General features: G+C 58.6%; 25 protein-coding genes. 2 read left to right on the top strand and 23 right to left on the bottom strand.

Annotated elements, in window-relative coordinates; genetic code table 11:
• Positions 1-30: 30 nt before the first annotated feature.
• The 6 genes from acpP to AO242_RS16805 all read right to left on the bottom strand — a co-directional run bounded on the left by acpP (position 31) and on the right by AO242_RS16805 (position 4040).
• A complete protein-coding gene (gene acpP, locus AO242_RS16830; protein ID WP_099269619.1) occupies positions 31-267 on the bottom strand; it encodes an acyl carrier protein in 237 nt (78 codons plus the stop codon).
• Positions 268-453: 186 nt separating this feature from the next.
• A complete protein-coding gene (fabG, locus tag AO242_RS16825) occupies positions 454-1194 on the bottom strand; it encodes a 3-oxoacyl-ACP reductase FabG (RefSeq protein ID WP_027901082.1) in 741 nt (246 codons plus the stop codon).
• Positions 1195-1208: 14 nt separating this feature from the next.
• Complete coding sequence (gene fabD / locus AO242_RS16820) at positions 1209-2147, bottom strand: ACP S-malonyltransferase (RefSeq protein ID WP_099269618.1); 939 nt, start codon at positions 2145-2147, stop codon at positions 1209-1211.
• Between the two features lie 157 nt (positions 2148-2304).
• Positions 2305-3312 carry a phosphate acyltransferase PlsX gene (gene plsX / locus AO242_RS16815; RefSeq protein ID WP_099269617.1) on the bottom strand — a complete coding sequence of 336 codons (1008 nt, stop codon included), beginning with the start codon at positions 3310-3312 and terminating at the stop codon, positions 2305-2307.
• Between the two features lie 4 nt (positions 3313-3316).
• Positions 3317-3499 (bottom strand): 50S ribosomal protein L32, encoded by a 183-nt coding sequence (gene rpmF, locus AO242_RS16810; protein WP_002552688.1) that lies wholly within the window; start codon positions 3497-3499, stop codon positions 3317-3319.
• Between the two features lie 13 nt (positions 3500-3512).
• Positions 3513-4040 carry a YceD family protein gene (locus AO242_RS16805; RefSeq protein ID WP_027901079.1) on the bottom strand — a complete coding sequence of 176 codons (528 nt, stop codon included), beginning with the start codon at positions 4038-4040 and terminating at the stop codon, positions 3513-3515.
• A gap of 105 nt (positions 4041-4145) precedes the next feature.
• Here AO242_RS16805 and AO242_RS16800 point away from each other — a divergent pair, with 105 nt between their 5' ends.
• Entirely contained in the window at positions 4146-4724 is a 579-nt protein-coding gene (locus AO242_RS16800; RefSeq protein ID WP_099269616.1) for a Maf family protein, read from the top strand.
• 432 nt (positions 4725-5156) lie between these two features.
• Here AO242_RS16800 and AO242_RS16795 read toward each other — a convergent pair whose 3' ends face one another.
• The 3 genes from AO242_RS16795 to rluC are packed head-to-tail and all read right to left on the bottom strand — an operon-like array spanning position 5157 to position 7813.
• The gene (locus AO242_RS16795; RefSeq protein WP_027901077.1) at positions 5157-6161 is read right to left on the bottom strand and encodes a S49 family peptidase; all 1005 of its coding nucleotides are present in this window, start codon (positions 6159-6161) and stop codon (positions 5157-5159) included.
• A 4-nt stretch (positions 6162-6165) separates the two neighbouring features.
• On the bottom strand, positions 6166-6867 hold the full coding sequence (locus AO242_RS16790; RefSeq protein ID WP_099269615.1) for an HAD-IA family hydrolase: 702 nt from the start codon (positions 6865-6867) through the stop codon (positions 6166-6168).
• On the bottom strand, positions 6857-7813 hold the full coding sequence (rluC, locus tag AO242_RS16785; RefSeq protein ID WP_099269614.1) for a 23S rRNA pseudouridine(955/2504/2580) synthase RluC: 957 nt from the start codon (positions 7811-7813) through the stop codon (positions 6857-6859). Before rluC ends, AO242_RS16790 begins: the two co-directional genes overlap by 11 nt.
• Before the next feature lie 714 nt (positions 7814-8527).
• Here rluC and rne point away from each other — a divergent pair.
• Positions 8528-11797: a ribonuclease E gene (gene rne / locus AO242_RS16775; protein ID WP_441343362.1), complete on the top strand. Its 3270-nt coding sequence runs from the start codon at positions 8528-8530 to the stop codon at positions 11795-11797.
• Between the two features lie 216 nt (positions 11798-12013).
• Here rne and AO242_RS16770 read toward each other — a convergent pair whose 3' ends face one another.
• From AO242_RS16770 to AO242_RS16705, 14 genes are all read right to left on the bottom strand, one after another.
• The gene (locus AO242_RS16770) at positions 12014-12610 is read right to left on the bottom strand and encodes a nucleotidyltransferase family protein (protein ID WP_099269611.1); all 597 of its coding nucleotides are present in this window, start codon (positions 12608-12610) and stop codon (positions 12014-12016) included.
• A gap of 184 nt (positions 12611-12794) precedes the next feature.
• A complete protein-coding gene (gene murB, locus AO242_RS16765; protein WP_099269610.1) occupies positions 12795-13814 on the bottom strand; it encodes a UDP-N-acetylmuramate dehydrogenase in 1020 nt (339 codons plus the stop codon).
• Positions 13811-14575 carry a 3-deoxy-manno-octulosonate cytidylyltransferase gene (kdsB, locus tag AO242_RS16760; RefSeq protein ID WP_099269609.1) on the bottom strand — a complete coding sequence of 255 codons (765 nt, stop codon included), beginning with the start codon at positions 14573-14575 and terminating at the stop codon, positions 13811-13813. Before kdsB ends, murB begins: the two co-directional genes overlap by 4 nt.
• A complete protein-coding gene (locus AO242_RS16755; protein WP_027898761.1) occupies positions 14572-14757 on the bottom strand; it encodes a Trm112 family protein in 186 nt (61 codons plus the stop codon). Before AO242_RS16755 ends, kdsB begins: the two co-directional genes overlap by 4 nt.
• A gap of 17 nt (positions 14758-14774) precedes the next feature.
• Positions 14775-15770, bottom strand: coding sequence for a tetraacyldisaccharide 4'-kinase (gene lpxK, locus AO242_RS16750; RefSeq protein ID WP_099269608.1), 996 nt, complete (start codon positions 15768-15770; stop codon positions 14775-14777).
• Entirely contained in the window at positions 15770-16201 is a 432-nt protein-coding gene (locus tag AO242_RS16745) for an ExbD/TolR family protein (protein ID WP_027898763.1), read from the bottom strand. The genes lpxK and AO242_RS16745 overlap by 1 nt, the downstream gene beginning before the upstream one ends.
• A complete protein-coding gene (locus AO242_RS16740) occupies positions 16198-16872 on the bottom strand; it encodes a MotA/TolQ/ExbB proton channel family protein (RefSeq protein ID WP_027898764.1) in 675 nt (224 codons plus the stop codon). Before AO242_RS16740 ends, AO242_RS16745 begins: the two co-directional genes overlap by 4 nt.
• Before the next feature lie 81 nt (positions 16873-16953).
• Positions 16954-19170, bottom strand: a complete 2217-nt coding sequence (locus tag AO242_RS16735) for a DNA internalization-related competence protein ComEC/Rec2 (protein ID WP_099269607.1) — start codon at positions 19168-19170, stop codon at positions 16954-16956.
• A gap of 156 nt (positions 19171-19326) precedes the next feature.
• A complete protein-coding gene (gene rluB / locus AO242_RS16730; RefSeq protein WP_099269606.1) occupies positions 19327-20583 on the bottom strand; it encodes a 23S rRNA pseudouridine(2605) synthase RluB in 1257 nt (418 codons plus the stop codon).
• A gap of 197 nt (positions 20584-20780) precedes the next feature.
• On the bottom strand, positions 20781-20972 hold the full coding sequence (locus AO242_RS16725; RefSeq protein ID WP_099269605.1) for a DUF1289 domain-containing protein: 192 nt from the start codon (positions 20970-20972) through the stop codon (positions 20781-20783).
• 110 nt (positions 20973-21082) lie between these two features.
• Positions 21083-21841: an SMC-Scp complex subunit ScpB gene (gene scpB / locus AO242_RS16720; protein WP_099269604.1), complete on the bottom strand. Its 759-nt coding sequence runs from the start codon at positions 21839-21841 to the stop codon at positions 21083-21085.
• Between the two features lie 10 nt (positions 21842-21851).
• Positions 21852-22550, bottom strand: a complete 699-nt coding sequence (locus AO242_RS16715) for a segregation and condensation protein A (protein WP_176560658.1) — start codon at positions 22548-22550, stop codon at positions 21852-21854.
• Between the two features lie 119 nt (positions 22551-22669).
• The gene (locus tag AO242_RS16710; protein ID WP_027898167.1) at positions 22670-23299 is read right to left on the bottom strand and encodes an L-threonylcarbamoyladenylate synthase; all 630 of its coding nucleotides are present in this window, start codon (positions 23297-23299) and stop codon (positions 22670-22672) included.
• A gap of 13 nt (positions 23300-23312) precedes the next feature.
• Positions 23313-24176 (bottom strand): PHP domain-containing protein, encoded by an 864-nt coding sequence (locus AO242_RS16705; protein ID WP_027898168.1) that lies wholly within the window; start codon positions 24174-24176, stop codon positions 23313-23315.
• Between the last annotated feature and the right edge of the window lie 55 nt (positions 24177-24231).

Genomic DNA, 24231 nt, shown 5'->3' with positions numbered 1-24231 from the left:
TTCCCATGACCCAGCAACGATTACTAAATGTTACGCCTGGTGGGCAGTAACGTAATCGATAGCAGCTTGAACAGTGGTGATCTTCTCGGCTTCTTCGTCAGGGATTTCGGTCTCGAATTCCTCTTCCAGAGCCATTACCAGCTCAACGGTGTCAAGGGAGTCGGCACCCAGGTCTTCAACGAAGGAAGCAGAGTTGATCACTTCCTCAGGTTTGACGCCAAGTTGCTCAGCAACGATTTTCTTGACGCGCTCTTCGATGGTGCTCATACCGTGTTTTAACTCCTAGTAGACAAATTCAGGCAGCTGGCCGATGGGTAAGTGTATAGAAGAGGATTTGCGAATTTCAAGCTTAACGCAATTCCCGATACGCCCATCACCCCTCTGCCCATTAAAAGATTTCAGCTTTATAACGGATTTTAGACAGCCCGTATTACATTTTTTTAAAACGGGCGATCACATATACATGCCGCCGTTAACGGGGATTGTAGCCCCGGTAACGTAGCCTGCACCTTCCGAGGCAAGAAAAGCGACAACATGCGCAATCTCTTCTGCCTGCCCCAGGCGACCCAGAGGAATCTGCGCCGTCAGGGAATCTCGTTGCGTCTGAGGCAGCTCGCGGGTCATATCGGTGTCGATAAAACCAGGAGTTACCGAGTTCACGGTTACCGCACGCGAACCCACTTCACGCGCCAGAGCGCGACTGAAACCTTCCAGACCCGCTTTCGCGGCGGCATAGTTTACTTGGCCTGCGTTGCCCATGGCACCCACAACAGAACCAATACTGATAATTCGACCCCAACGCGCCTTGGTCATACCACGCAAAACGCCCTTGGACAGACGGAAAAGGCTGTTCAGGTTGGTGTTGACGACATCATTCCACTCGTCGTCTTTCATGCGCATCATCAGGTTGTCACGAGTGATACCGGCATTATTGACCAGAATCAACGGTGCGCCAACGCGCTCCTGAATCTGCGACAGCACGGAGTCCACGGACTCGGCGCTGCAGACGTCCAGCATCAGGCCAAAACCTTCGATGCCGTTTTCCTTGAACGTCGCGCTGATGCGCTCGGCACCCGACTCGGAAGTCGCTGTCCCGACCACTACAGCACCATTACGACCCAATTCCAGGGCAATGGCTTGACCAATACCACGACTGGCACCAGTCACCAGTGCAACTTTACCTTGCAGGCTCATGCAAGCTCTCCTAATCAGGCCAGTGCCGCACGGGCGGCGGCGTAGGCGTCTGGGGTATCCAGGTTGTAGGTCGTCACGCCTTCGGCGCAACGCTTGTTCAGGCCGGCAAGCACTTTGCCGGGACCACACTCAACCAGCTGGGTAGCGCCATTTGCAGCCAGCGCCTGGATCGACTCGACCCAACGGACCGGCTTGTACAACTGTTGCAGCAAATCGGTTTTCAGCGTGGCGAGATCGGTCACGACACTGGCGCTGACGTTCTGCACCAACGGAATCTGTGGGGCCTGCCACTCGATCGCTTCGATCGACTCGGCAAAACGCTCGGCCGCTGAACGCATCAGTTCGCAGTGCGAAGGAACGCTCACCGGCAATGGCAGCGCGCGCTTGGCACCACGGGCCTTGCACAGCTCCATGGCACGCTTTACAGCCTCGGCGGAACCGGCGATGACGACCTGGCCCGGCGAGTTGAAATTGACCGCGCTGACCACTTCGCCCTGAGCCGCTTCGGCGCAGGCAGCGATGACATCGGCATCGTCCAGACCGAGAATGGCAGCCATGCCGCCCTGACCGGCGGGAACCGCTTCCTGCATCAACTGACCACGACGCTCGACCAGTTTGACCGCATCAGCCAGGCTCAGGCTTTGTGCCGCGACCAGCGCGCTGTATTCACCCAGGCTGTGACCGGCGACAAATGCAGGGACAGCACCGCCTTCAGCCAGCCACACATGCCACAGGGCAATCGACGCAGTGAGAATTGCCGGCTGGGTCTTGTCGGTCTGATTGAGCGACTCGACCGGACCTTCCTGAGTCAGCGCCCAGAGGTCATAACCCAAGGCATCGGAGGCCTGCGCGAAAGTATCGAGGATCAACGGATGGTGCGCGCCCTGATCGGCGAGCATGCCGAGCGATTGCGATCCTTGACCCGGAAAGACGAATGCGAGGGATGCAGACATTAAACAAGCCCCTGATTATGGTCGTCGAAATAAACGCCCGGCCTTCTGGGCCGAGCGCGAGAAATTCTAATTACAGCCACTTGCCGGTTTTGATGACCGGTCAGTCAGCAGCGTCACATTCTAGCGGACCCGCGCTGCAAACGTCGCTATGGAAAGCCTATAACAGCTCGCCAAGGCGCCCGTGCAAGCGCTGCGGCAGGTTTTCCTGAATCTCGATCAGCGCACGCTGAATCGCACTCTGAAAGCCCTGCACACTGGCAGAACCATGACTTTTAACCACAATGCCCTGCAAACCGAGAAAGCTCGCCCCATTATGCCGCGCAGGCGCAAGATCAGCCTGGAGACGCTTGAGCAGAGGCATTGCCAGCGCGCCTACCGTCCTTGACAGCAGATTCTGCCTGAACAAGGTTTCAATTCGTGCAGCAATCATGCTCGCCAGCCCTTCGCTGGACTTGAGCACGATATTGCCGACAAAACCGTCACAGACCACCACATCAGCCTCGCCGCGATACAACCCGTCACCTTCGACAAAACCTGTGTAGTTCAAGCCAGGCGCAGCCTGCAGCAGACTCGCAGCCAGCTTGACCTGCTGATTACCCTTGATGTCTTCGGTACCGACATTGAGCAGCGCGACTTTTGGCCGCACCACACCTAGCGCTTCTGCCGCCACGGACCCCATCACGGCAAACTGATAAAGGTTTTCAGCACTGCAATCGACATTCGCCCCAAGATCCAGCAACTGACAATAGCCACGCTGGGTAGGAATCGCCGCAACCATTGCCGGGCGATCAATACCTGGCAGGGTTTTCAGGACAAAGCGCGAAAGCGCCATCAATGCACCAGTATTTCCGGCACTGACGCACGCCTGAGCCTGCCCGCTCGCCACCAGATCCAGCGCCACGCGCATCGAAGAGTCAGGCTTGCCACGCAACGCCTGGGACGGCCGTTCATCCATGGCGATCACTTCGCTGGCGTTCACAACGCGCAGACGTGAGCGATCCACACCAGAATGGCGGGCAATGAGTTCTTCAATAAGGGGGGCTTGACCCACAAGGATCAGATGGAGCGAGGGCGTAGCAGACAGGCACGCAAGACTGGCCTGAACAATGTTGCGGGGACCGAAGTCCCCGCCCATTGCGTCGATCGCGATGATCGGAGCGGACAAGAAATTACTCGTCAGCGCCCTTGTCGATCACTTTACGACCACGGTAAACACCTTCCGGCGAAACGTGGTGACGCAGGTGAATTTCACCAGTGGTCTTTTCTACCGACAGAGTGCTTGCCTCAAGAGCGTCGTGCGAACGACGCATGTCACGGGCAGAGCGGGATTTTTTGTTCTGCTGAACAGCCATAATTGATTAACTCCTAAACGTTTGGGTCACGCTTTAACTGCGCCAATACACTGAACGGGTTGGACCGCGTTACCTCGTCCACGCTCGGTTCGGGCTCATCGAGACCCGCCGGCTGCTGGCATTCTTCCGGATGATGAGCAGGCACAATGGGCAAGGCGAGCAAAAGCTCCTCCTCGATCAATGCCAGCAGATCCAATGGATCTTCGCCCAGTTCCAGCACGTCATAACCTTTCGGTAACGACTGGGTATTCGCACCCTCCTTCACCACAGCGTAACTGCACTCGCTGTGAATCGGCAGGGTGACCAGCTCAAGACAACGCTGGCAAACCATTTTGACTTCGACGTCAATTGCACTGTGGATAACCACGGAGCGACGTTCGTCACGCTCAAAAATGAATTTGGCCTGCACCGAACCGACAGTGTCGGAAAGCGGGTCGCAGAGTCTCTCCAAATCAGCCAGCAGCACTTCACCTTGAAGGGTAGTGCCACGATCAGCCAATTTGCGCGGGTCAACGTGAGGTGGAATCGGGTCATTCAACATAGGCGCAGCATTCTAGGGACGACCCCAAGGCATGTCAAAGGAAATTCAGGCCAATAATCCTGCACGAGACTGATTAGAATCAGTTTTCACTTTTTGGAGAACCGCATGTTGCCTTTGCTTCTTGCTTCCAGCTCACCTTATCGCCGGGAATTGCTCGCCAGACTGCGGCTGCCGTTCGTCTGTGCCTCGCCTGATATCGATGAAAGTCACTTACCCAATGAGGGGGCGATTGAGTTGGTTCGTCGTTTGGCTGAGGAGAAAGCCCGGGCCCTTGCGGCCGCATATCCTGGCCATTTGATTATTGGTTCGGATCAGGTGGCTGTGCTGGACGGCAGGATTCTTGGCAAGCCTCACACTTTTGAGCGTGCTCGGGAGCAGTTGAGTGCGGCCAGCGGTTCCAGTGTGACGTTTCTGACTGGCCTTGCGTTGCTCAACAGTTCGACAGGTGGTTGTCAGGTTGATTATGTGCCGTTTACGGTGCATATGCGTACGCTGGATCAGGTCGGTATTGAGCGTTATTTGCGTGCGGAGCAGCCGTATGACTGTGCGGGTAGTTTCAAGGCTGAGGGGTTGGGTGTCAGTCTGTTTCGGAGTACTGAGGGGGGTGATGCTACGAGTCTGGTTGGGCTGCCGCTGATTCGGTTGGTGGATATGCTTATAAAGGAAGGTGTGCAGGTGCCGTGATTGCGCTTCAGCTCCACATCCTCTCCTCTTATGTACATATCCGTTACCGCAGGCATGGCTGATATTGGTTGCGCTTTTACAGCGCGTCACTTTCGAAAAGCGCGAAAGTAACCAAAGCGCTCTTGCCCCACCACTCGGCACCTCGCTGTCGCTCGGTGTACCCGAACACAGATCCTGAACCGTGGGCCGCCGCAACGGGCCATCCATGGCCCAATGCGGCTAACCCGGCGTCCTGCCGGGTTGCCCACGGTTCAGAATCTGCGTTCGGCCAGCGTGTTTAATGGGGCGCCCAAGATCAAAATCAAAAGCGTGGCGGCCTGACAGCCGACCTGAATGCGCGAGCTTGCCGAGCTATTGGCGTCAGTAGTGGTCGACCGCTGCGGAATAAAAAACCCGACCAATGGTCGGGTTTTTGTTGGCTGCGATTCGCAATCAGCGAAGCGTCGGCCCTTTGAAGCCGGCCCACATTGCGATTTGATCTGCGACGCTGGCGCCCAGTTTTTTCGAGAAGCGATCGAACGGGGATTCCTGAACGGTGAAGTCGACCATTTCTTTTTCGCCGATGACTTCACGTGCGACGTAGCTGGAGCTGCCCAGGCCGTCGATCAGGCCCAGCGGCAGGGCTTGTTCGCCCGTCCAGACCAGCCCGGAGAACAGTTCAGGATGATCTTTGTCCTTGAGGCGGTCGCCTCGGCCCTGTTTTACGCTGGCGATGAACTGGCGGTGGGTGGTGTCCAGCACGCTTTGCCAGAATGCGGTTTCGTCTGCTTTTTGCGGCTGGAACGGGTCCAGGAACGACTTGTGCTCGCCTGATGTGTAGGTCCGGCGATCAACACCCAGTTTTTCCATGGCGCCGACAAAGCCGAAGCCTGCTGCGGTTACGCCGATAGAACCCACCAGGCTGGCCTTGTCGGCGTAGATCTGGTCAGCCGCGCTGGCAATGTAGTAAGCACCCGAAGCGCCCAGGTCGGTGATCACGGCGTAGACCTTGATCTCCGGCTTCTCGGCGCGCAGGCGACGGATTTCATCAGCGACGTAACCCGATTGCACAGGACTGCCGCCAGGGCTGTTGATGCGCAGGATCACGCCCTTGGTTTTCGGGTCTTCGAACGCTGCGCGCAGGCTGCCGACGATGTTATCGGCGCTGGCAGGCTCCTTGTCAGCGATCATGCCTTCGATCTGGATCAGCGCGGTGTGATGGGCACTGCCAGAAGCGCTTTTCTCGAAATCACCCAAAGGCGTAAACAGAAACAGTGCCCCGATCAGATAAAGGAAGGTCAGGCATTTGAAGAAAATCCCCCAGCGGCGCGAACGACGCTGTTCCTGAATCCCCGCCAGCAGGGTTTTTTCCAGCAATTTCCAGCTCTTCGCATCAGCCTTGCTGTCTGCGACTTCGTCCTCGTCACGGGAAACCGGTGCTTTCCATTCGTCCGACATTTATTTACGACCCCAACAATGAAGACTGATGGCTGCGATCACCCAACCAGGTGCGCAGCTCGGAAAAATGCTCGATAGCCAACTGCGGCTCATAAGTACGCAGTGAATCCAGCGACTGCGCGCCATAGCCCACTGCCACGGAATCCATACCCGCATTACGCGCCATCAGCAGATCGAAAGAGGAATCACCCACCATCAACGCCCGCCCCGGCTCAACGCCGCAATGCTGAAGAATTTCATTCAGCATCAGCGGATCAGGCTTGCTGGCGGTTTCATCCGCCGCTCGGGTGATGTCGAAATAGTCGAGCCAGTCATGAGCCTTCAAAACACGATCAAGACCGCGACGCGCCTTGCCGGTGGCCACGGCCAGTTTGTAACCCTCGGCGCGCCAGCCTTCAATGGATTCGCGCACAGCTTCGAACAAAGGTGAAGCTACGTCATTGTCCATGGCCATATAACTGTCGGCGTAATGCTGACGGAAATCGATCAGGTCATTGGTTGTGATATCCGGATAAAGCGTGCGAATCGCTTCGGGCAAACCCAGACCGATAATGCCCTTGATGGAATGCTCGTCACGCTCCGGCCTGCCACTCTCGACAGCCGCAGCGCGCATGGCGGCAACGATGCGGCCGATAGAGTCAGCCAGCGTGCCATCCCAATCGAAAATCAATAAATCATACTTCGAAGATTCAGAATCAGGTCGCACTCAAACGCTCCACTGTCTTGGCCCACATTTCATCAACGGGGGCCTGCAATTTAAGCTCGCCACCATCCTGCAGCGGCACGGTCAGCATATAAGCGTGCAAGAACAGGCGCTTGCCGCCCAGATTGCGAATCTCGCGACTGAAGTCTTCGTCGCCGTATTTGGTATCACCGGCAATGGCGTGCCCGGCGTGCAGCGTGTGCACCCGGATCTGGTGCGTACGACCGGTCACCGGCTTGGCTTCGACCATGGTGGCGAAATCACCGAAGCGGCGCAGCACTTTGAAAATTGTCAGTGCCTCCTTGCCTTCGTCGTTGACTTCGACCATGCGCTCACCGGACCGCAGATTGCTTTTGAGCAATGGGGCGCTGACACGCTTTTGAGCGGTATCCCAGCGACCGCGTACCAGTGCCATGTAGCGCTTGTCGACACCGTCGCCGCGCAAGGCCTCATGCAGGTGGCGCAACATGCTGCGCTTCTTGGCAATCATCAACAGCCCGGAAGTGTCGCGATCCAGACGGTGTACCAGTTCGAGCTCCTTGGCATCCGGGCGCATCTGGCGGAAAGCTTCGATGACACCGAAGTTCAGGCCACTACCGCCATGCACGGCAATACCGGCAGGCTTGTTGAGCACGATCAGCGCCTTGTCTTCATAGACAATCGCCGCTTCAAGGCGCTGCAAAAGCCCCTGAGCCACAGGCACAGGTTCGTCACGCTCAGGCACGCGCACTGGCGGGACACGGATGATGTCGCCTGCCTGCAACTTGTACTCGGGCTTGATCCGCCCCTTGTTCACCCGCACTTCGCCTTTGCGCAAAATGCGATAGATCAAGGTCTTGGGCACGCCTTTGAGGAAAGTGACAAGAAAGTTATCAATACGTTGACCGGCATATTCCGGCGCAACCTCTACCAGCTGGACGCCGGGGGTTGGAGGGGTGATATTCGTCATGGCGCAAATCATAACAATTTTTTATGGATTTGAAGCACTTAATGATTGCTGCTATAGTCGCGAACGCCGCCAAAAGCGGCCTGGACAGCGGACAAACGGTTTATGACCGACCCTGCCCTACGCAATTCACGAGGACGCGAGGCCGTCCTACGGGGCTTTCGGTGACAACGGATGGGCTGCAAACGTTACAAGCGCAGGTGACATGAGGCCTGATACACGCCAGATCGCAGAGTTATCACTCGCCTTCAGAGCTAATAAATCACGGCCAGTTCACAAAGTGCAGTCGTTTACAGACGGTCCGGGCGAATGCTTCGGAAACAAACGCCTTAAGCCATGATGCGCAACCTTCCCTCTGGAAGGCTGCGGTAAATGCCAACCCGTTGCGGATTCTGCGCGCGGCAGCACCCGAATTATCAGGGATACGTGTAGGGTGGAGACGCACAACCATCGGACTGTGTAGCACAAGGCTTGTTTTAGACGCTTCATCTCGTCCGCTACCGATGGTCGATTCCTCCTCCTGACAAAGCTTTTGCTGAAAGGGTGTCTTTTGTCACCACAGCAAGCAGGAAACGTCGTCGCGACTCCGGCCCCGTTGGCCGGTAATCTCGCTAGACACTGGAGTGTCCAACCACTCCTGACGTGCCCTGACACCGACCGTGAGAAGTCGTGTGTGCCGAACGCCGTTTCCGGCAGCCCGGAAACCGACGGTACTACATGAAAAGAATGCTGATTAACGCAACTCAACCCGAAGAGTTGCGCGTTGCACTGGTAGACGGCCAGCGCTTATATGACCTGGACATCGAGTCCGGTGCCCGCGAGCAGAAAAAGGCCAATATCTATAAAGGCCGGATCACTCGCATCGAACCCAGCCTTGAGGCTGCCTTTGTCGATTTCGGCTCTGAGCGCCACGGCTTCCTGCCTCTGAAAGAAATCTCCCGCGAGTACTTCAAGAAAGCCCCTGAAGGCCGCGTCAACATCAAGGACGTCCTGAGCGAAGGCCAGGAAGTCATCGTTCAGGTCGAGAAGGAAGAGCGCGGCAACAAAGGCGCAGCCCTGACCACCTTCATCAGCCTGGCCGGTCGTTATCTGGTCCTGATGCCGAACAACCCGCGTGCAGGCGGTATTTCCCGTCGCATCGAAGGCGAAGAGCGCAACGAACTGCGCGAAGCGCTGAACGGCCTGATCGCTCCAGCCGACATGGGTCTGATCGTTCGCACTGCCGGCCTGGGCCGCAGCAGCGAAGAAATGCAGTGGGACCTCGACTACCTGCTGCAACTCTGGACCGCTATCAAAGAGGCTTCGCTGGATCGCGCTGCTCCATTCCTGATCTACCAGGAAAGCAACGTCATCATCCGCGCCATCCGCGACTACCTGCGCCAGGACATCGGCGAAGTGCTGATCGACAGCATCGAAGCCCAGGAAGAAGCACTGACCTTTATCCGTCAGGTGATGCCGCAGTACGCCAGCAAGATCAAGTTGTACGAAGACAGCGTTCCGCTGTTCAACCGTTTCCAGATCGAAAGCCAGATCGAGACCGCCTTCCAGCGCGTCGTTGAACTGCCTTCCGGCGGCTCCATCGTCATCGATCCGACCGAAGCCCTGGTGTCCATCGACATCAACTCGGCGCGCGCCACCAAAGGCAGCGACATCGAAGAAACCGCCCTGCAGACCAACCTTGAAGCGGCTGAAGAAATCGCCCGTCAATTGCGTCTGCGTGACATCGGCGGCCTGATCGTCATCGACTTCATCGACATGACACCGGCCAAGAACCAGCGCGCCGTGGAAGAAAAAGTGCGCGAAAGCCTGGAAGCCGACCGTGCCCGCGTTCAGGTTGGTCGTATCTCGCGCTTCGGCCTGCTGGAAATGTCTCGTCAGCGCCTGCGTCCATCGCTGGGCGAAAGCAGCGGTATCGTCTGCCCGCGTTGCAACGGCACCGGCATCATCCGTGACGTTGAGTCGCTGTCGCTGGCCATCCTGCGTCTGATCGAAGAAGAAGCTCTGAAAGACCGCACTGCCGAAGTCCGCGCTCAAGTGCCGATTCCGGTTGCGGCTTTCCTGCTCAACGAAAAACGCAACTCGATCACCAAGATCGAACTGCGCACCCGTGCCCGCATCATCATCCTGCCGAACGATCACCTCGAAACGCCGCACTTCGAAGTTCAGCGCCTGCGTGATGACAGCCCGGAAGCACACACCCTGCAGTCCAGCTACGAAATCGCTGCCGCCGCTGCTGAAGTTGAAGAAGTTCAGCCAGCCGCTGCAACACGCACCCTGGTTCGCCAGGAAGCCGCCGTTAAAACCGCTCCGCCGCGTGCCAACGCTCCGGTTCCGGTTGAAGCCGTTCCCGCCGCACCGGCTCCGGTCGCTCACGAGCCAAGCCTGTTCAAAGGCCTGGTCAAATCCCTGGTGAGCCTGTTCGCCACCAAGGAAGAGCCAGTTGCCCCGGTTGTGGTTGAAAAACCGGCTGCCGAGCGCCCTGCCCGCAACGAAGAGCGCCGCAACGGTCGTCAACAGAGCCGTGGCCGCAACAACCGTCGCGATGAAGAACGCAAGCCACGTGAAGAACGTGCCGAACGTGCTCCACGCGAAGAGCGTGCACCGCGTGAGGAACGTGCGCCTCGTGAAGAACGCGCACCGCGCGCTCCACGCGAAGCCGTTGTTGAAGAAACCAGCGCAGCACCACGCGAAGAGCGTCCGGCCCGTGCCCCACGTGAAGAGCGTGCGCCTCGTGCAGCACGTACACCTCGTGAAGACCGCAAGCCTCGTGAAGAGCGTGTTCGTGAACTGCGCGAGCCGCTGGATGCCGCTCCGGCAGCCGATGCAGCGCCTCGCGAAGAGCGTCCTGAGCGCGCTCCACGTGAAGAGCGTCAACCACGCGCTCCTCGTGAAGAACGCCAGCCTCGTGCCGAGCAGGCCGTTACCGAGGTCAGCGAAGACGAAGTGCTGACCAACGAAGAACTGGCAACCGAAGATCATCAGGACGGTGCAGAAGGCGATCGCCCTCGCCGCCGCTCCCGTGGTCAGCGTCGTCGCAGCAACCGTCGTGAGCGTCAGCGTGATGCAAACGGCAATGTGATCGAAGGTTCGGAAGGCTCTGAGGAAGAAGGCAGCGAATCGGGCAACACTGAAGTGGCAGCAGGTCTGGCTATCACCGCAGCGACCGCCGCCGTTGGCAGCAGCGTCATCAGCGCACCTGCCGAAGCCGAAGCGCACCGTCAGGCCGAGCGCGCAACTGCAACCGTTGACTCAGCTGACTCCTCGTTCGTCCCGGAAGCTGTGATCGAAACCCCTTCGATCCAGACTCCAGCGTTCGAAGCGCAAGCCGTTGAAACGCCCGCTGTAGAAGCACCGGTGGCTGACAATGCGCCGAAAGCTGAAACCGCTCCGGACGTAGAAGTGCAGCAGGTCGTTGAAGCAGCTCCGCAAGTGATCGCAGAAGCACCAGCCCTGGCAGCACAGACAGAAATGTTCGAAGCGCCACACGCTGAACGTGTTGTACCGTTCACACCAACGCCAGAGCCGACCACACCTGCACCGCAGGTTGAAGAGCCCGCGCCAGTCCGTGAAGAGGCTCCGGCCACTGAATCGGCTGAGCTGCCAACTCCTGCGGCAGTGGTAGCTGAAGAGCCTGCGCCTTACGCTGCTCCGGAAGTCGTTGCAACTCCACCTACCGCAGATGCAGCAGTGGCTGTTGCCCCTGAAGCCCCTGCACTGCCGGTGAGCAGCAACGGCCGCGCGCCAAACGACCCTCGTGAAGTGCGTCGCCGCAAGCGTGAAGAAGAGCGTCTGAAGAAGGAAGCTGAAGAAGCCGCAGCCAACACCGCTGCAGCCCCTGTAGCTGACGAAGTCGAAGCAGTTCAGCCCGCAATTGAAGCAGTAGAACCTGCTCCAGTCGCTGACGAGAACTCGCACTCGACGGATCAGGCATTCACGCAGCACCACGAAGCCAAGGAAGAAAGCAACGAGCCTAAACCTCTCGTTTGATCCTTGGTTGAAAAAAAGCCCCACCTGTGAAAGCAGGTGGGGCTTTTTTGTGGACGGTGGGAATTTGCATTAATGATGGAATCTACCTTCGCTTACATTGACGCCATCGCGAGCAAGCTCACTCCTACATAGGATCGGGTTGCAACTGTAGGAGTGAGCTTGCTCGCGATGGCGATGCTCCAGGCATAAATCAGCGTACAGATGGACGTGTATGCCCTATAAAGGAACAAACACCAACCGCTCTGGCACATCTACATCCCACAGCACACCCGGGTCATCGACCTCTACCTGCTGAACGCAGCCATCCTTGAACAACCGTCGTGCGCCCTGATCGCCAGTCAGCTCCATCAGCGCGGGACCATATTGACGACCAAAACCCACCGGATGACCCCGCTCGCCGTTCACCACAGGCACAGAAATCTGACCGTCCTCCATTGAGGCAACGACGCTATGCAGGGTCTGAGGCAGGATGAACGGCATGTCACCCAGAACGATCAACCAGCCACGATGATCAGGCTGGGCAGCCACCGCTGCAGCGATGCTGTCACCCATACCCGCCGAAGCCAGCATGGACAGCTCGCAGTTGTATTGATGGGCAAGTGCGATGACTTGTGGACAATCCGGCTGGGTAATCACCAGAACCCTGTCGACAACCCCCTGCAGGTTGACGAGGGCCTGTTCCAGCACCGGACGCTCGACTCCGTCACGGCCGATGCAATGAGCCAGCAGCTTGCTCTGACCTTCACCGGCAATAGCTTGAAACCGACGGCCTTCTCCGGCAGCGAGCACAATGGCGCACACAGTGTTGGTCATGGTTACTCCCTTCCAGGGTATAGGTGATGACTACACAACGCTTAGAGTAGTTTTTGTGTGCGCAGACGTAGATTCTGTAGGAGCGCACGAGCACCGCGAGGCCGCGATGGCGTCCTGTCTAAAACACCGCTATCGCGGCCTCGCGTTGCTCGTGCGCTCCTAAAACCATCCTTTTTAATTCAGCTCAATAAAGATTAGGTTCCATTTCAAGCTCGACCCCAAAGCGCTTGGCAATGTCCGCTTGAATACGCTCGGCCAAAGCATGCAACTGCAAGCCCGTGGCGTGGCCGTAATTGACCAGCACCAGCGATTGCAAACGATGCACGCCAGCGTCGCCTTCACGGTAGCCCTTCCAGCCAGCCTGCTCTATAAGCCAGCCTGCTGCGAGTTTCACCTGACCGTCAGGTTGTGGATAACCCACCAGCGCGGGGTGCTTGATGCGGATCTGTTCAGCCAATGCGGCAGGCACCAGCGGATTCTTGAAGAAACTGCCCGCGTTACCCAGCACCGCTGGATCCGGCAGCTTTTCACTGCGAATGGCACAAATAGCGTTGCTAACGTCGCGAGGCGTCGGTTGCTGAATGCCCTGCTCTTCCAGGCGTTGGCGCACAGGACCGTAGTCCAGATGCAACTCGGCACTGAAATTGAGGGTGAAGCGCACACGCAGAATCAGCCAGCGGCCGGTTTCATGCTTGAACAGGCTGTCGCGATAACCGAACGCACATTCCTCAAGAGAGAATTCGCGCAGCTCGCCAGTCTGGCGGTCAAGCGCAGTCAGGCTGTGAAACACATCCTTGATCTCGACCCCATAAGCACCGATGTTTTGCATGGGCGCAGCACCGACCGTACCGGGAATCAGACTGAGATTTTCCAGCCCGGCGAGCCCCAAATCCAGGCACGACTGCACGAACGGATGCCAAGGCTCGCCTGCTTCAGCCTCAATGACCGCGTGCTTGCAATCCTCCCGGACGATCCGGATACCACGGCTGGCCATGCGCAGCACGAATGCCTGAACGTCACCGGTCAGCAGCAAATTGCTGCCACCGCCGATGACCATCAATGGCAGGTCGTGCTCCACGCTATAGGCCAGAGCCTCGCGCACATCGTCGTCGTTATGGGCTTCGGCAAACAGCTGCGCAGTGACATCAACGCCAAAGGTGTTAAACGGCTTGAGTGAAACAGCGGACTGCAATTGCAACGTCAAACCTCCAGCAGGCGGCGCACGCGCTCAAGGTCTTCCGGGGTATCAACACCGGCTGGCGGGGCTTCCAGCGCGTCGGCAACGTGAATTCGTATGCCGTGCCAGAGCGCACGCAGCTGCTCGAGATTTTCCGTGTCTTCGAGCCAGCAAGGGCCCCAACTGACGAAATCATGCAGGAAGCCTGCACGATAAGCGTAGATACCGATATGCCGACGATAGGGTACGCCCGCAGGCAATTGCTCACGATCTCTGGCCAAGGCATCCCGCGCCCAAGGCAACGGCGCGCGACTGAAGGTCAGCGCCAGACCATTGATATCGGACACCACTTTTACGACGTTCGGGTTGAACAGCGCCGCCACGTCATCAATAGGCTCTGCCAGGGTGGACATGCGCGCTTCAGGGTGAGCCGCAAGATTGGCAGCGACCTGATCAATCACCGCAGGCGGGATCATCGGTTCATCACCCTGGACGTTGACCACGATGGCGTCCGCTTCCAGGCCCAATTGCGTGGCGACTTCCGCCAGGCGATCAGTGCCGGAGTTGTGATCCTCACGGGTCAACAGTACTTCCGCACCAAAAGCCTTGCAGGCCTCAACGATACGCGCATCGTCAGTGGCGACCACAACCCGCGCCGCGCTGCTTTTACGTGCCTGTTCCCAGACATGCTGGATCATCGGCTTGCCAGCAATCTCTTTGAGCGGTTTGCCCGGAAAACGGCTGGACCCGAAACGCGCCGGGATGACAACGGTGAACACTGCGGTCATTTGTCCAGACGCTCGTCGGTGGACAGCGTGCGCGCTTCACTTTCCAGCATCACCGGAATGCCGTCGCGAATCGGAAAAGCCAGGCCTGCGCCTTTGCTGATCAGCTCGGTTTTATCGGCACTGAGTTTCAGCGGCCCCTTGCAGACAGGGCAAGCGAGGATGTCGAGTAATTTGGTGTCCATAAGAAATCCTGAGCGAATCATGGCAAAAGACGTAACAACTGCGAATCGAACCAGCTGACAAAAGCATCCGATGGCACGGCATCCACAGCCAGGTACCACCAGTCGTCCGCCGCGAAGGACCGGCATTTCACGGCATCCTTCTCGGTCATGACAACAGGCAGCGCCGGGGAAAAGGTCAGCGCCTGAGCACTGAAAACAGCATGGTCGGCAAACGCGTGGGTGACCGGTCGCCAGTGTAGCCCTTCAAGGGTATTGAAGAAACGCTGGGGATTACCGATACCGGCCACGGCGTGAATCGCCTGCCCGGCTGGGAAGAAGTCCAGCGCCTGGCGCTCGCCGCTGCGCAGATTGACCAGCGCCGACGGTTGCAGCTGAAAGGCATAGCCATCGTTCCGATCAGCACTGGCTCCGTTGTAGAGCAAGGCATCGACGCTCTGGAGACGTTCCACAGGTTCGCGCAGCGGACCAGCGGGCAGACATCGTCGGTTACCCAGCCCACGGGCAGCATCGATCAGCACCAGCTCAAGATCCCGCGCCAGCCGATAATGCTGCAAGCCGTCATCGGAAAGAATCAGGTCCAGCGGCTCACTGTCGAGCAGTGCTTGCACCGCACGACTGCGATCCGGATCAATCATCAACGGTACGCCGCTGCGCTGCACGATCAGCAGGGGTTCATCCCCCGCCTCTGCAGCGCTTTGCTCTGCGGTCACGCGCCACGGCAGGCTCGGCGGTTTGGCACCGTAACCACGGCTGACCACGCCGACCCGCAAGCCGCGGCGGTGACAGTGTTCGATCATCCACAGGATCAGCGGGGTCTTGCCGGTGCCGCCAATAGTGATATTACCCACGACCACGACAGGCACAGGCGCCTTGTATATCTCGCCCTGCCCCGCCAGAAAACGCTCACGCCTGCCCTGCACGACTCGCCGATAAAGGCTCTCCAGCGGACGCAACAGCGTCAGCGCCGGATGGCCTTTGTACCAGGCGTCGAGCAAACGATCAGAAAAGGCCATCAGTTAGCGGGTGCAGCTTCGACCGTGGTCATGCGCAGGTGGCTGAAACCCAGCTTGCCTGCAGCGTCCATGGCGGTGATCACCGACTGATGCGGGGTTTTACCATCGGCACTGATCGACAGCGGCAGACTGGTATCACCGGCAGATTCACGCTGAAGCGCATCGATCAGGGTCTGCAGGTCGTTTTTTGGTAGCAACTGGTTGTTCACCGAAAAGACGCCGTCAGCGTTGATGGTGATGTCCAGATGCTTGAGATCGGCATCGGTTTCCGGAGCGCCGGTCACCGCTTGCGGCAGGTCGACGCGCAACTGGGTTTCGCGAGTGAAGGTAGTGGTCACGATGAAGAACAGCAGCAGAATGAACACCACATCGATCAACGATACGAGGTTGATGTCGATGTTCTCTCTGGCCTTGCGACGACGAAACTTCACTTTTTACGACCCTCGCCCCGGGCCTGCGACTTGAGGTCAATTTTCGGATCGTTCAGGTCGACTTCGCGATCGCCCTGCACCACTTCCACCAGCTTGATGGCTTCCTGTTCCATGCCGACCACCAGCTCGTCGACCCGGCTTTGCAGGTAACGGTGGAAGAAGATCGCCGGAATCGCGACGATCAGGCCCGACGCCGTACAGATCAGCGCTTTGGAAATACCGCCAGCCAGTACCGAGGCATTGGCTGTATTGCCGGTGGCGTTGAACGAACCAAAGATGTCGATCATGCCCAACACCGTACCCAGCAGGCCCAGCAAAGGGGCCATGGCAGCGATGGAGCCAAGCGCACTGAGGTAGCGCTCCAGATCATGAATGACCCGTGCGGCGGCCTCTTCAATGCACTCTTTCATGATTTCGCGGCCATGCCGTGAATTGGCCAGGCCTGCAGCAAGGATTTCACCCAGAGGGGAATCTGCACGCAGTTGCTTGAGTTTTTCCTTGTCGAGTTTCTTGTCCTGAATCCATTGCCAGACTTGCCCTACCAGATGCGGCGGGGTAATGCGGCTAGCACGAAGGGTCCAGAGGCGCTCGATGATAATGCCGACCGCAGCAATGGAACTCAGAATGATCGGCAGCATCATCCAGCCGCCAGATTTGACCAGTTCCCACACAGTGACGACTCCCTCGAAAAATTGGCGCCACTCTAACATAGGGTCGGCGACTCACCGAAGCCTGCGATCGATATCCTTGCGTCAGTCACGCCAGAATCGCCTCTCGGCCCGCTGTGAACGGGGTTTGTCGAACGTACCGAGTTGCAGGCTGATGGCCCCCAGGTCGGCGCTGTCCCAGGTGGGAATACCGAACCATTGATAGCGCGCCATGACCAGCGGATGCGGGTGCCCGAAGGCATTATTGCGCCCTCGGGAGATCAACACACCATCAGGAGCGACCGCACGCAGAAAGCTTTTCGAGGAGGAGGTTCGGCTGCCGTGGTGCGGCGCTTGCAACCAGTTGGCACGTACATCAAGACCAGTGTCGATCAGGGCCTGTTCGGCTTCGGCATCAATATCCCCTGTCAGCAACAAACGTTCGCCCCGGGCATCGACCATTAACACACACGAAGCCTGATTCCCCTCTCGGGCATCACTCCAGCGCCAGGTTGAAAACACCACACCGTCCCACTCCCAGCGTTCGTCATTGACGCAGAGTTGCGCTTTCAGCGACGGCGGCAGCCTTTCCAGCTCGCCCCCCAGCACCCGCTTGACCGGCAAGCCTTGATGAACCGCCTGCGCACCACCGGCATGGTCGGCGTCGGCATGGCTGATCAGCATCACATCAAGCTGGCGCACGCCGCTCTTGCGGATGGCGGGCAACACCACCCGTTGACCTATATCAAACTCACCAAAGCGCGGCCCGGCGTCGTACAGCAGCGCGTGATGCCGGGTGCGCAAGAGGATCGCCAAGCCTTGGCCGACATCCAGATGCAGGACGTCGACTTGACCATGAGGCACGTCTTTCAAGGGCGGGAACACGCAAAGCAGCAACATCGGCCAACCCAGCCCTCGCAACGGCACGCCGCTGGGCAACAGCAACAACACACCGCCCAGCAGACTCAACACCCAGGCCCATAGCGGCATGGCAGTCGGCACCCAGGCAGGCAGCCACTCGGCGACCCATCCGAGAAACCTGAACAACCACTCCAGCGCACCACCCGCCAGCCACAACAGCCCTTCACCCAGATAAGGAACCGGCAGCAGCAAGGTTCCAAGCAGCGCTGGCGGGAGGATCAGAAAACTCACCCAAGGTACCGCGACAAGATTGGCAAACGGACCACTCAAACTGATGGGCAGATTCAGCGCCAGCAACACCGGCAACAAACCAATGGCGATCAACCACTGGGCGCGGGTCCAGCTTTGCAGCCAACTCCAGGCACCCAGCCGCCCGCCAAATATCAGAATCAGGATTGCGACAGCGATAAAGGACAGCCAGAAACCCGGCTGCAAACTGGCCAACGGCTCGAACACCAGCACGGCATTCAGCGACAGCAGCAGCGGCAAGACAGCCCCTAGATGCCGAAAACGCAACCGCCAAAGCAAGACCATGCCGACCATCACGCACGCCCGGCGTACCGGCACTTCAAAGCCCGCGAGCAAGCCGTACCCCAGCGCAGCAATGAACGCCAGTCCGCACGCCCATGGCAACCAAGGCAGCGCGCGCGGCCATAATCCCCAACGTGCCAGGCCAGCGATCAGCGCGTACATCACACCCGCCAGCAAGCCCACGTGCTGCCCGGAAATAACCAGAAGATGCACAGTCCCGGTGTCTTGCAGTATCTGCCAGTCGACCGCGCTGAGTCCCGAGCCATCACCCAGAACCAGTGCGGCCAGACCACCTTCGCGCCCCTGCGCATCAACCGCCAGCAAACGCTGGCGTATCAGATCCCGCCAGCCTGAACGGGCAGATACCAGCTGCTGTCCATCGGCAACTGTGCCTGTAGCGCCAATACGCTGGGCCAGCAGCCAGGCCTCGTAATCAAAAGCATGTGGATTGGCCAATCCGCCGGGGCGCTTGAGCTTGACCGCGAGACGCCAGCGCTCGCCACTGCGGATTTCCGGGCCGCCATACCAGGCCACCCGCATGCGCTCCGGCAATTTAAAGCGTCGAGATTGCAGGTCTTCCAGCTCAAAGCGCACTACGCCTTCGGCAACGGCAGGCAAACCGACGACCTTCCCTTGTAACCACACGGTCTGGCCGTCCAGCCGTGGTGAAAGACGATCATCCAGTGCCCATTGAGCCGAAACGCATGCCCAGGTGAATCCAACTAAAAAGAAAGCCAAGGGGTACGTGCGAAAGGGCAACAGCATCAAAGCCAGCACCGGCATGCACAACAACACCCAGACCGGCGGCAATGCCGGTAAAAAGCGTAAAGCCAACAAACCCAAGGCCAGCGCGAACATCCCTGTGCGCATAAGAAGCTCATCCCGATAACGTCGAAGGTCCCTTTACGGCTTAGCTCAGCCAGGTGAATACGTCGGGATCAAGTGTCACAAGGTCTTAGGCGGCATATGTCGGGGGCGAAAAAAAACGCCCGTCTTGCGAGGGGCGTTTCTTCTGACTGCTGAGGTTTACTGCGGCTTGCGACGACCGAAACCCGGGCGCTGACCCGAACCCGATGCCGGACCACGGCGTTTGCCGGACGGCGCGTCATCGACCAGGGTGATACCCGGACGTTTCGGCGACGGCTTGGCCGGACGCTTGTTCATGTCACTTGGACGCTCAGCCACTGGCGTGCCACGGCTGTTGTCGTTGCGAGTATCACTGCGACCATTGGCTGGACGTGGCGTGCGTGGCGCCGACTTGTTAGGGTCGTTGCGCTGACCACGGCCGGAATCCGTACGCGGTGCGGCTGGACGCTGGGCGCGATCACGGTCACTGCCGGTCACTTGCGGCTGACGTGGAGCACGCTCGCCAGTCGGAGCACCGTCCTTGGCCGGACGCAGGGTGCGCACGCGCTCGCCTTTGCCCAATGGACGAGACGACTGACGCTGCAAGCGCTCCATCTTGTCCTTGGTCTTGGCGTTCATCTGCGGCTGAGCCACGGGCGTGAGGCCCACTTCAGCGCTGAGGATGTCCACCTCGTACTGACTCATTTCGCGCCAGCGACCCATCGGCAGGTCGGAATTGAGGAACACAGGTCCGTAGCGCACACGCTTCAGACGGCTGACCACCAGGCCCTGGGATTCCCAGAGACGACGTACTTCACGGTTACGGCCTTCCATCACCACGCAGTGATACCAGTGGTTGAAGCCTTCACCGCCCGGCGCTTGCTGGATGTCGGTGAAACGAGCCGGACCGTCTTCAAGAACAACGCCAGCCTTGAGCCGCGCGATCATGTCATCGTCCACTTCGCCACGTACACGCACAGCGTATTCACGGTCCATTTCGAAGGACGGGTGCATCAGGCGGTTGGCCAGTTCACCATCGGTGGTGAACATCAGCAGACCGGTGGTGTTGATGTCCAGACGACCGATGTTGACCCAGCGGCCTTCTTTTGGACGCGGCAGGCGATCGAACACCGTCGGGCGACCTTCAGGGTCGTCACGGGTACAGATTTCACCGTCCGGTTTGTTGTACATGATGACGCGGCGCACCGTTTCGGCGGCCTCTTCGCGTTTGATGACGCGGCCGTCAACGGTAATCGCATCGTGCAGATCGACGCGTTGACCGAGGGTCGCGTCCTTGCCATTGACCTTGATACGGCCCTGGCTGATCCAGGCTTCAACGTCGCGACGCGAGCCTACGCCAATACGTGCCAGAACCTTCTGCAGCTTTTCGCCTGCGGGTCCGATTTCCTGGCTGTCCTGCTTGTCTTGTTCACTCATCTGGGCACCTCCCGGTGTGTCGATTCAGGGGACGCCGAGGACCGGCGCAACCTGTTGCCTGGGCTGTGGATAGCCACGAGGCGTAATACTGAAAAACTTCTGGCGCTAAACTCATCACGAGCAGAATCGCCAAAAGGTCGCGAATGATACGCTCACATAACGCTTTGCGCATTAGACGCTAGACGAAAATTTGCGCCTTACTTCTTTTTCCGCCGACCGGCACCTTTAAAAGCCTTCATGCGAACGGCAGCTTCTTTCAGCACGTCACGGCGCTCGTCCTTGTCCATCTTCTTCCAGGCCTTGATTTCTTTCTTGCTGCGGCCACAGCCGATGCAGATATCGGCGTCGAATTTACAAAGGCTGATGCAGGGTTTCTTGGTGTCGCTCATGAGTCGTGCCCTGTTGGAGCGAGGCTTGCCCGCGAAAAACGATAATGCGGTTTACCGGTTAGACCGAGGCGATCGATTCGCGGGCAAGCCTCGCTCCAACAGATCTGCTTTCAATCGGGATCGGTAGCGTCCTCGGTCTTTTCATCCGGCAGCAAATCATCAAAGTCGATCTTCAGACCCTGCTCCATCGAGTCGAGTTCGACCAATAAGCTGCGGAAGCTGGTTTCGTCCCTCGGCGGCTCGGGCTCGGCGTCAGGATCGGCGCTGGCGTCCGCAAGAGCTTGCAGATGCGCGGGCACCGGAGCGTCTTCAAAATCCAGAACCGGGTCCGGCTCCAGCTCACGCAGATCAGCCAGCGGCGGCAGGTCGTCGAGATTTTTCAGGTTGAAGTGATCAAGAAACGCCTTGGTGGTGGCAAACATCGCAGGCTTGCCCGGGACTTCGCGATAACCGACCACCCTGATCCACTCGCGCTCCAGCAGAGTCTTCACAATATGGCTGTTGACTGCCACGCCGCGCACATCCTCGATTTCCCCCCGAGTGATCGGCTGGCGGTAGGCAATCAACGCCATGGTTTCCAGCATGGCCCGGGAATAGCGCTGCGGACGCTCTTCCCAGAGACGACCGACCCAAGGGGAAAACTTTTCGCGAATCTGCAGGCGATAACCGGAAGCCACTTCCTTGAGCTCGAAAGCCCTGCCCTCGCAGGATTTGCCCAGCAATTGCAGGGCTTTCTTGAACACCGGCGGCTCAGGGCGCTCGCCCTCTTCGAACAACTCGTAGAGACGCTCCAGCGATTGCGGCTTACCCGAGGCCAACAGAAAAGCTTCGAGCAGCGGAGCCAGCTCGCGGGGTTCGTTGAGATTCATTGATCAGCTCTTATTCGGCTCGCGCCCGCACATGGATGACTGCAAACGGTTCGTTCTGTACCAACTCCACCAGTGACTCCTTGACCAGTTCCAGAACGGCCATAAAAGTCACGACGACACCCAGGCGCCCCTCTTCGGCAGTAAACAGCTCGGCAAACGGCACAAAGCCGCCACCTTTGAGTCGTTCCAGCACATCACTCATGCGCTCACGGGTGGACAGGGCTTCGCGGCTGACCTGGTGGCTTTCAAACATGTCGCCACGGCGCAAAACCTCAGCCATGGACATCAATAACTCTTCGAGGCTGACTTCCGGCAACAGCTTGCGGGCCCGCGCTTCAGGCGCATCAAGTTTGGGCACGACGACGTCACGACCGACACGGTTCAACTGGTCGATACCTTCGGCGGCCACCTTGAAACGCTCGTACTCTTGCAGACGACGGATCAGCTCGGCGCGCGGATCGTCTTCCTCCTGCTCGGCCTCGGCAGAACGCGGCAGCAGCATGCGCGACTTGATCTCGGCCAGCATGGCGGCCATCACCAGATATTCGGCAGCCAGTTCCAGGCGCACCGTCTTCATCAGCTCGACGTAGCCCATGTACTGCTTGGTGATTTCGGCCACCGGGATATCAAGGATGTCGATGTTTTGCTTGCGGATCAGGTACAGCAGCAAGTCCAGCGGCCCTTCGAACGCCTCCAGAAAGACTTCCAGCGCATCCGGCGGAATGTACAGATCCATCGGCATCTGCGTGACCGCCTGGCCGTAGACCATGGCGAACGGCAGTTCCTGCTGAGCGTCGGCCTGACTGTCGACGGCTTCTACGCTGGTCATTAAACCTCGACACCGAAAGGTGAAGGGTCGCCGCAACCGACACGGACCACTTCAGGCTCGTCACCGGTCAGATTGATCACTGTCGAGGCAGAAATACCGCCCATGCCGCCATCGATGATCAGATCGACCTGACGCTCAAGGGTCTGGCGCATTTCATAAGGATCGCTCATCGGCACGCTTTCCCCCGGCAGGATCAGGCTGACACTCATCAGCGGCTCGCCCAGCTCTTCCAGCAACGCCTGAGCGATGGGGTGCTTCGGTACCCGCAGGCCGATGGTCCGGCGCTTCGGGTGCAGAATCAGCCTCGGCACTTCGCGGGTGGCGTTGAGGATGAACGTGTACGGGCCCGGCGTATGGGCCTTGAGCGCCCGAAAGGCACCGGTATCGACTTTCGCGAACAGCCCCAGCTGGGACAGATCACAGCACATCAACGTGAAGTTGTGCTTGTCGTCCAGTTGCCGAAGACGGCGAATGCGCTCGATGGCGCTTTTATCGCCGAGCTGGCAGCCCAATGCGTATGACGAATCAGTGGGATAGATCACCAAACCGCCCGCTTTGATAATTTCCACGGCCTGTTTGATCAGGCGCGCTTGCGGGTTCTCCGGGTGGACCTGGAAAAATTGACTCACGGTATCTTCCTGTTCAGAAGGCAGCAGTAGACTGATCATGTTTGAACCGGGACCAAAGGGGCGGCAGGTCTTCGGGCACAGGACGATAGGTGCCTATCTCGGACCAGCCACCAGGAGCATGGAAGTCACTGCCGGCAGACACCAGCAGGCCAAATTCACGCGCCAGAATGGCCAGGGTTCCAACCTGTTCGGCAGGTTGCAGGCCATTGACTACTTCAATCGCATGACCGCCCGCTTCAATAAACGCGGCGACCAGCTTACGACGCTTACTACGGGTGAAATCATAATGCACGGGGTGCGCAAGACTGACCCAGGCCCCGGATTCCCGCAAGGTGCCGACGGTTTCTTCCAGCGTAGGCCAATGTTGTTTCACATCGCCCAGTTTGCCCGCTCCCAGCCATTTACGAAAAGCCTCGGCGCGGTCCTTGACGAAACCGGCGCGCACCATGAAGTCCGCGAAGTGCGGACGAGCCGGTGCATTGCCGCTGTCGCCGAGCTCCTGCTGGATGGCCCGAGCACCTTCCAGCGCCCCGGGCATACCTTTGATCGCCAATTTGCGACTGATTTCTTCGGCCCGCAACCAGCGGCCGTCATGCAAACGAGCAATAGCCGCCACCAGAGCCGGTGCATCCATCGCAAAGCCGTAGCCCAGAATATGGATGGTCGCACCGCCCCAGGTGCAGGAAAGCTCAACCCCGTTTACCAGTTGCATACCCAGTGAAAGCGCCGCAGTACGGGCTTCTTCCAGGCCTTCGAGGGTGTCGTGATCCGTCAGGGAAAGGACGCGCACGCCATTCTCGTAAGCACGGGCAACCAGAGCCGTAGGCGCAAGTGCGCCATCGGAGGCGGTGCTGTGGCAGTGCAAGTCAACATTCATAGGTAGCGCTTTCGCTGTCATTGATGTTTGTTATTATGCCGTCACATCCTGCTTC

The organism is Pseudomonas sp. ICMP 561 (assembly GCF_002699985.1).
GTDB lineage: Bacteria > Pseudomonadota > Gammaproteobacteria > Pseudomonadales > Pseudomonadaceae > Aquipseudomonas > Aquipseudomonas quasicaspiana.
This window is presented reverse-complemented; position numbering and strand designations above follow the sequence as displayed.

What these genes read in the sequence shown, in the direction of transcription:
- acpP (WP_099269619.1), bottom strand. Translation starts at nt 267, where the DNA reads ATGAGCACCATCGAAGAGCGCGTCAAGAAAATCGTTGCTGAGCAACTT.
- fabG (WP_027901082.1), bottom strand. Translation starts at nt 1,194, where the DNA reads ATGAGCCTGCAAGGTAAAGTTGCACTGGTGACTGGTGCCAGTCGTGGT.
- fabD (WP_099269618.1), bottom strand. Translation starts at nt 2,147, where the DNA reads ATGTCTGCATCCCTCGCATTCGTCTTTCCGGGTCAAGGATCGCAATCG.
- rpmF (WP_002552688.1), bottom strand. Translation starts at nt 3,499, where the DNA reads ATGGCTGTTCAGCAGAACAAAAAATCCCGCTCTGCCCGTGACATGCGT.
- AO242_RS16805 (WP_027901079.1), bottom strand. Translation starts at nt 4,040, where the DNA reads ATGTTGAATGACCCGATTCCACCTCACGTTGACCCGCGCAAATTGGCT.
- AO242_RS16800 (WP_099269616.1), top strand. Translation starts at nt 4,146, where the DNA reads ATGTTGCCTTTGCTTCTTGCTTCCAGCTCACCTTATCGCCGGGAATTG.
- AO242_RS16795 (WP_027901077.1), bottom strand. Translation starts at nt 6,161, where the DNA reads ATGTCGGACGAATGGAAAGCACCGGTTTCCCGTGACGAGGACGAAGTC.
- rluC (WP_099269614.1), bottom strand. Translation starts at nt 7,813, where the DNA reads ATGACGAATATCACCCCTCCAACCCCCGGCGTCCAGCTGGTAGAGGTT.
- rne (WP_441343362.1), top strand. Translation starts at nt 8,528, where the DNA reads ATGAAAAGAATGCTGATTAACGCAACTCAACCCGAAGAGTTGCGCGTT.
- AO242_RS16770 (WP_099269611.1), bottom strand. Translation starts at nt 12,610, where the DNA reads ATGACCAACACTGTGTGCGCCATTGTGCTCGCTGCCGGAGAAGGCCGT.
- kdsB (WP_099269609.1), bottom strand. Translation starts at nt 14,575, where the DNA reads ATGACCGCAGTGTTCACCGTTGTCATCCCGGCGCGTTTCGGGTCCAGC.
- AO242_RS16755 (WP_027898761.1), bottom strand. Translation starts at nt 14,757, where the DNA reads ATGGACACCAAATTACTCGACATCCTCGCTTGCCCTGTCTGCAAGGGG.
- lpxK (WP_099269608.1), bottom strand. Translation starts at nt 15,770, where the DNA reads ATGGCCTTTTCTGATCGTTTGCTCGACGCCTGGTACAAAGGCCATCCG.
- AO242_RS16735 (WP_099269607.1), bottom strand. Translation starts at nt 19,170, where the DNA reads ATGCGCACAGGGATGTTCGCGCTGGCCTTGGGTTTGTTGGCTTTACGC.
- rluB (WP_099269606.1), bottom strand. Translation starts at nt 20,583, where the DNA reads ATGAGTGAACAAGACAAGCAGGACAGCCAGGAAATCGGACCCGCAGGC.
- AO242_RS16725 (WP_099269605.1), bottom strand. Translation starts at nt 20,972, where the DNA reads ATGAGCGACACCAAGAAACCCTGCATCAGCCTTTGTAAATTCGACGCC.
- scpB (WP_099269604.1), bottom strand. Translation starts at nt 21,841, where the DNA reads ATGAATCTCAACGAACCCCGCGAGCTGGCTCCGCTGCTCGAAGCTTTT.
- AO242_RS16705 (WP_027898168.1), bottom strand. Translation starts at nt 24,176, where the DNA reads ATGAATGTTGACTTGCACTGCCACAGCACCGCCTCCGATGGCGCACTT.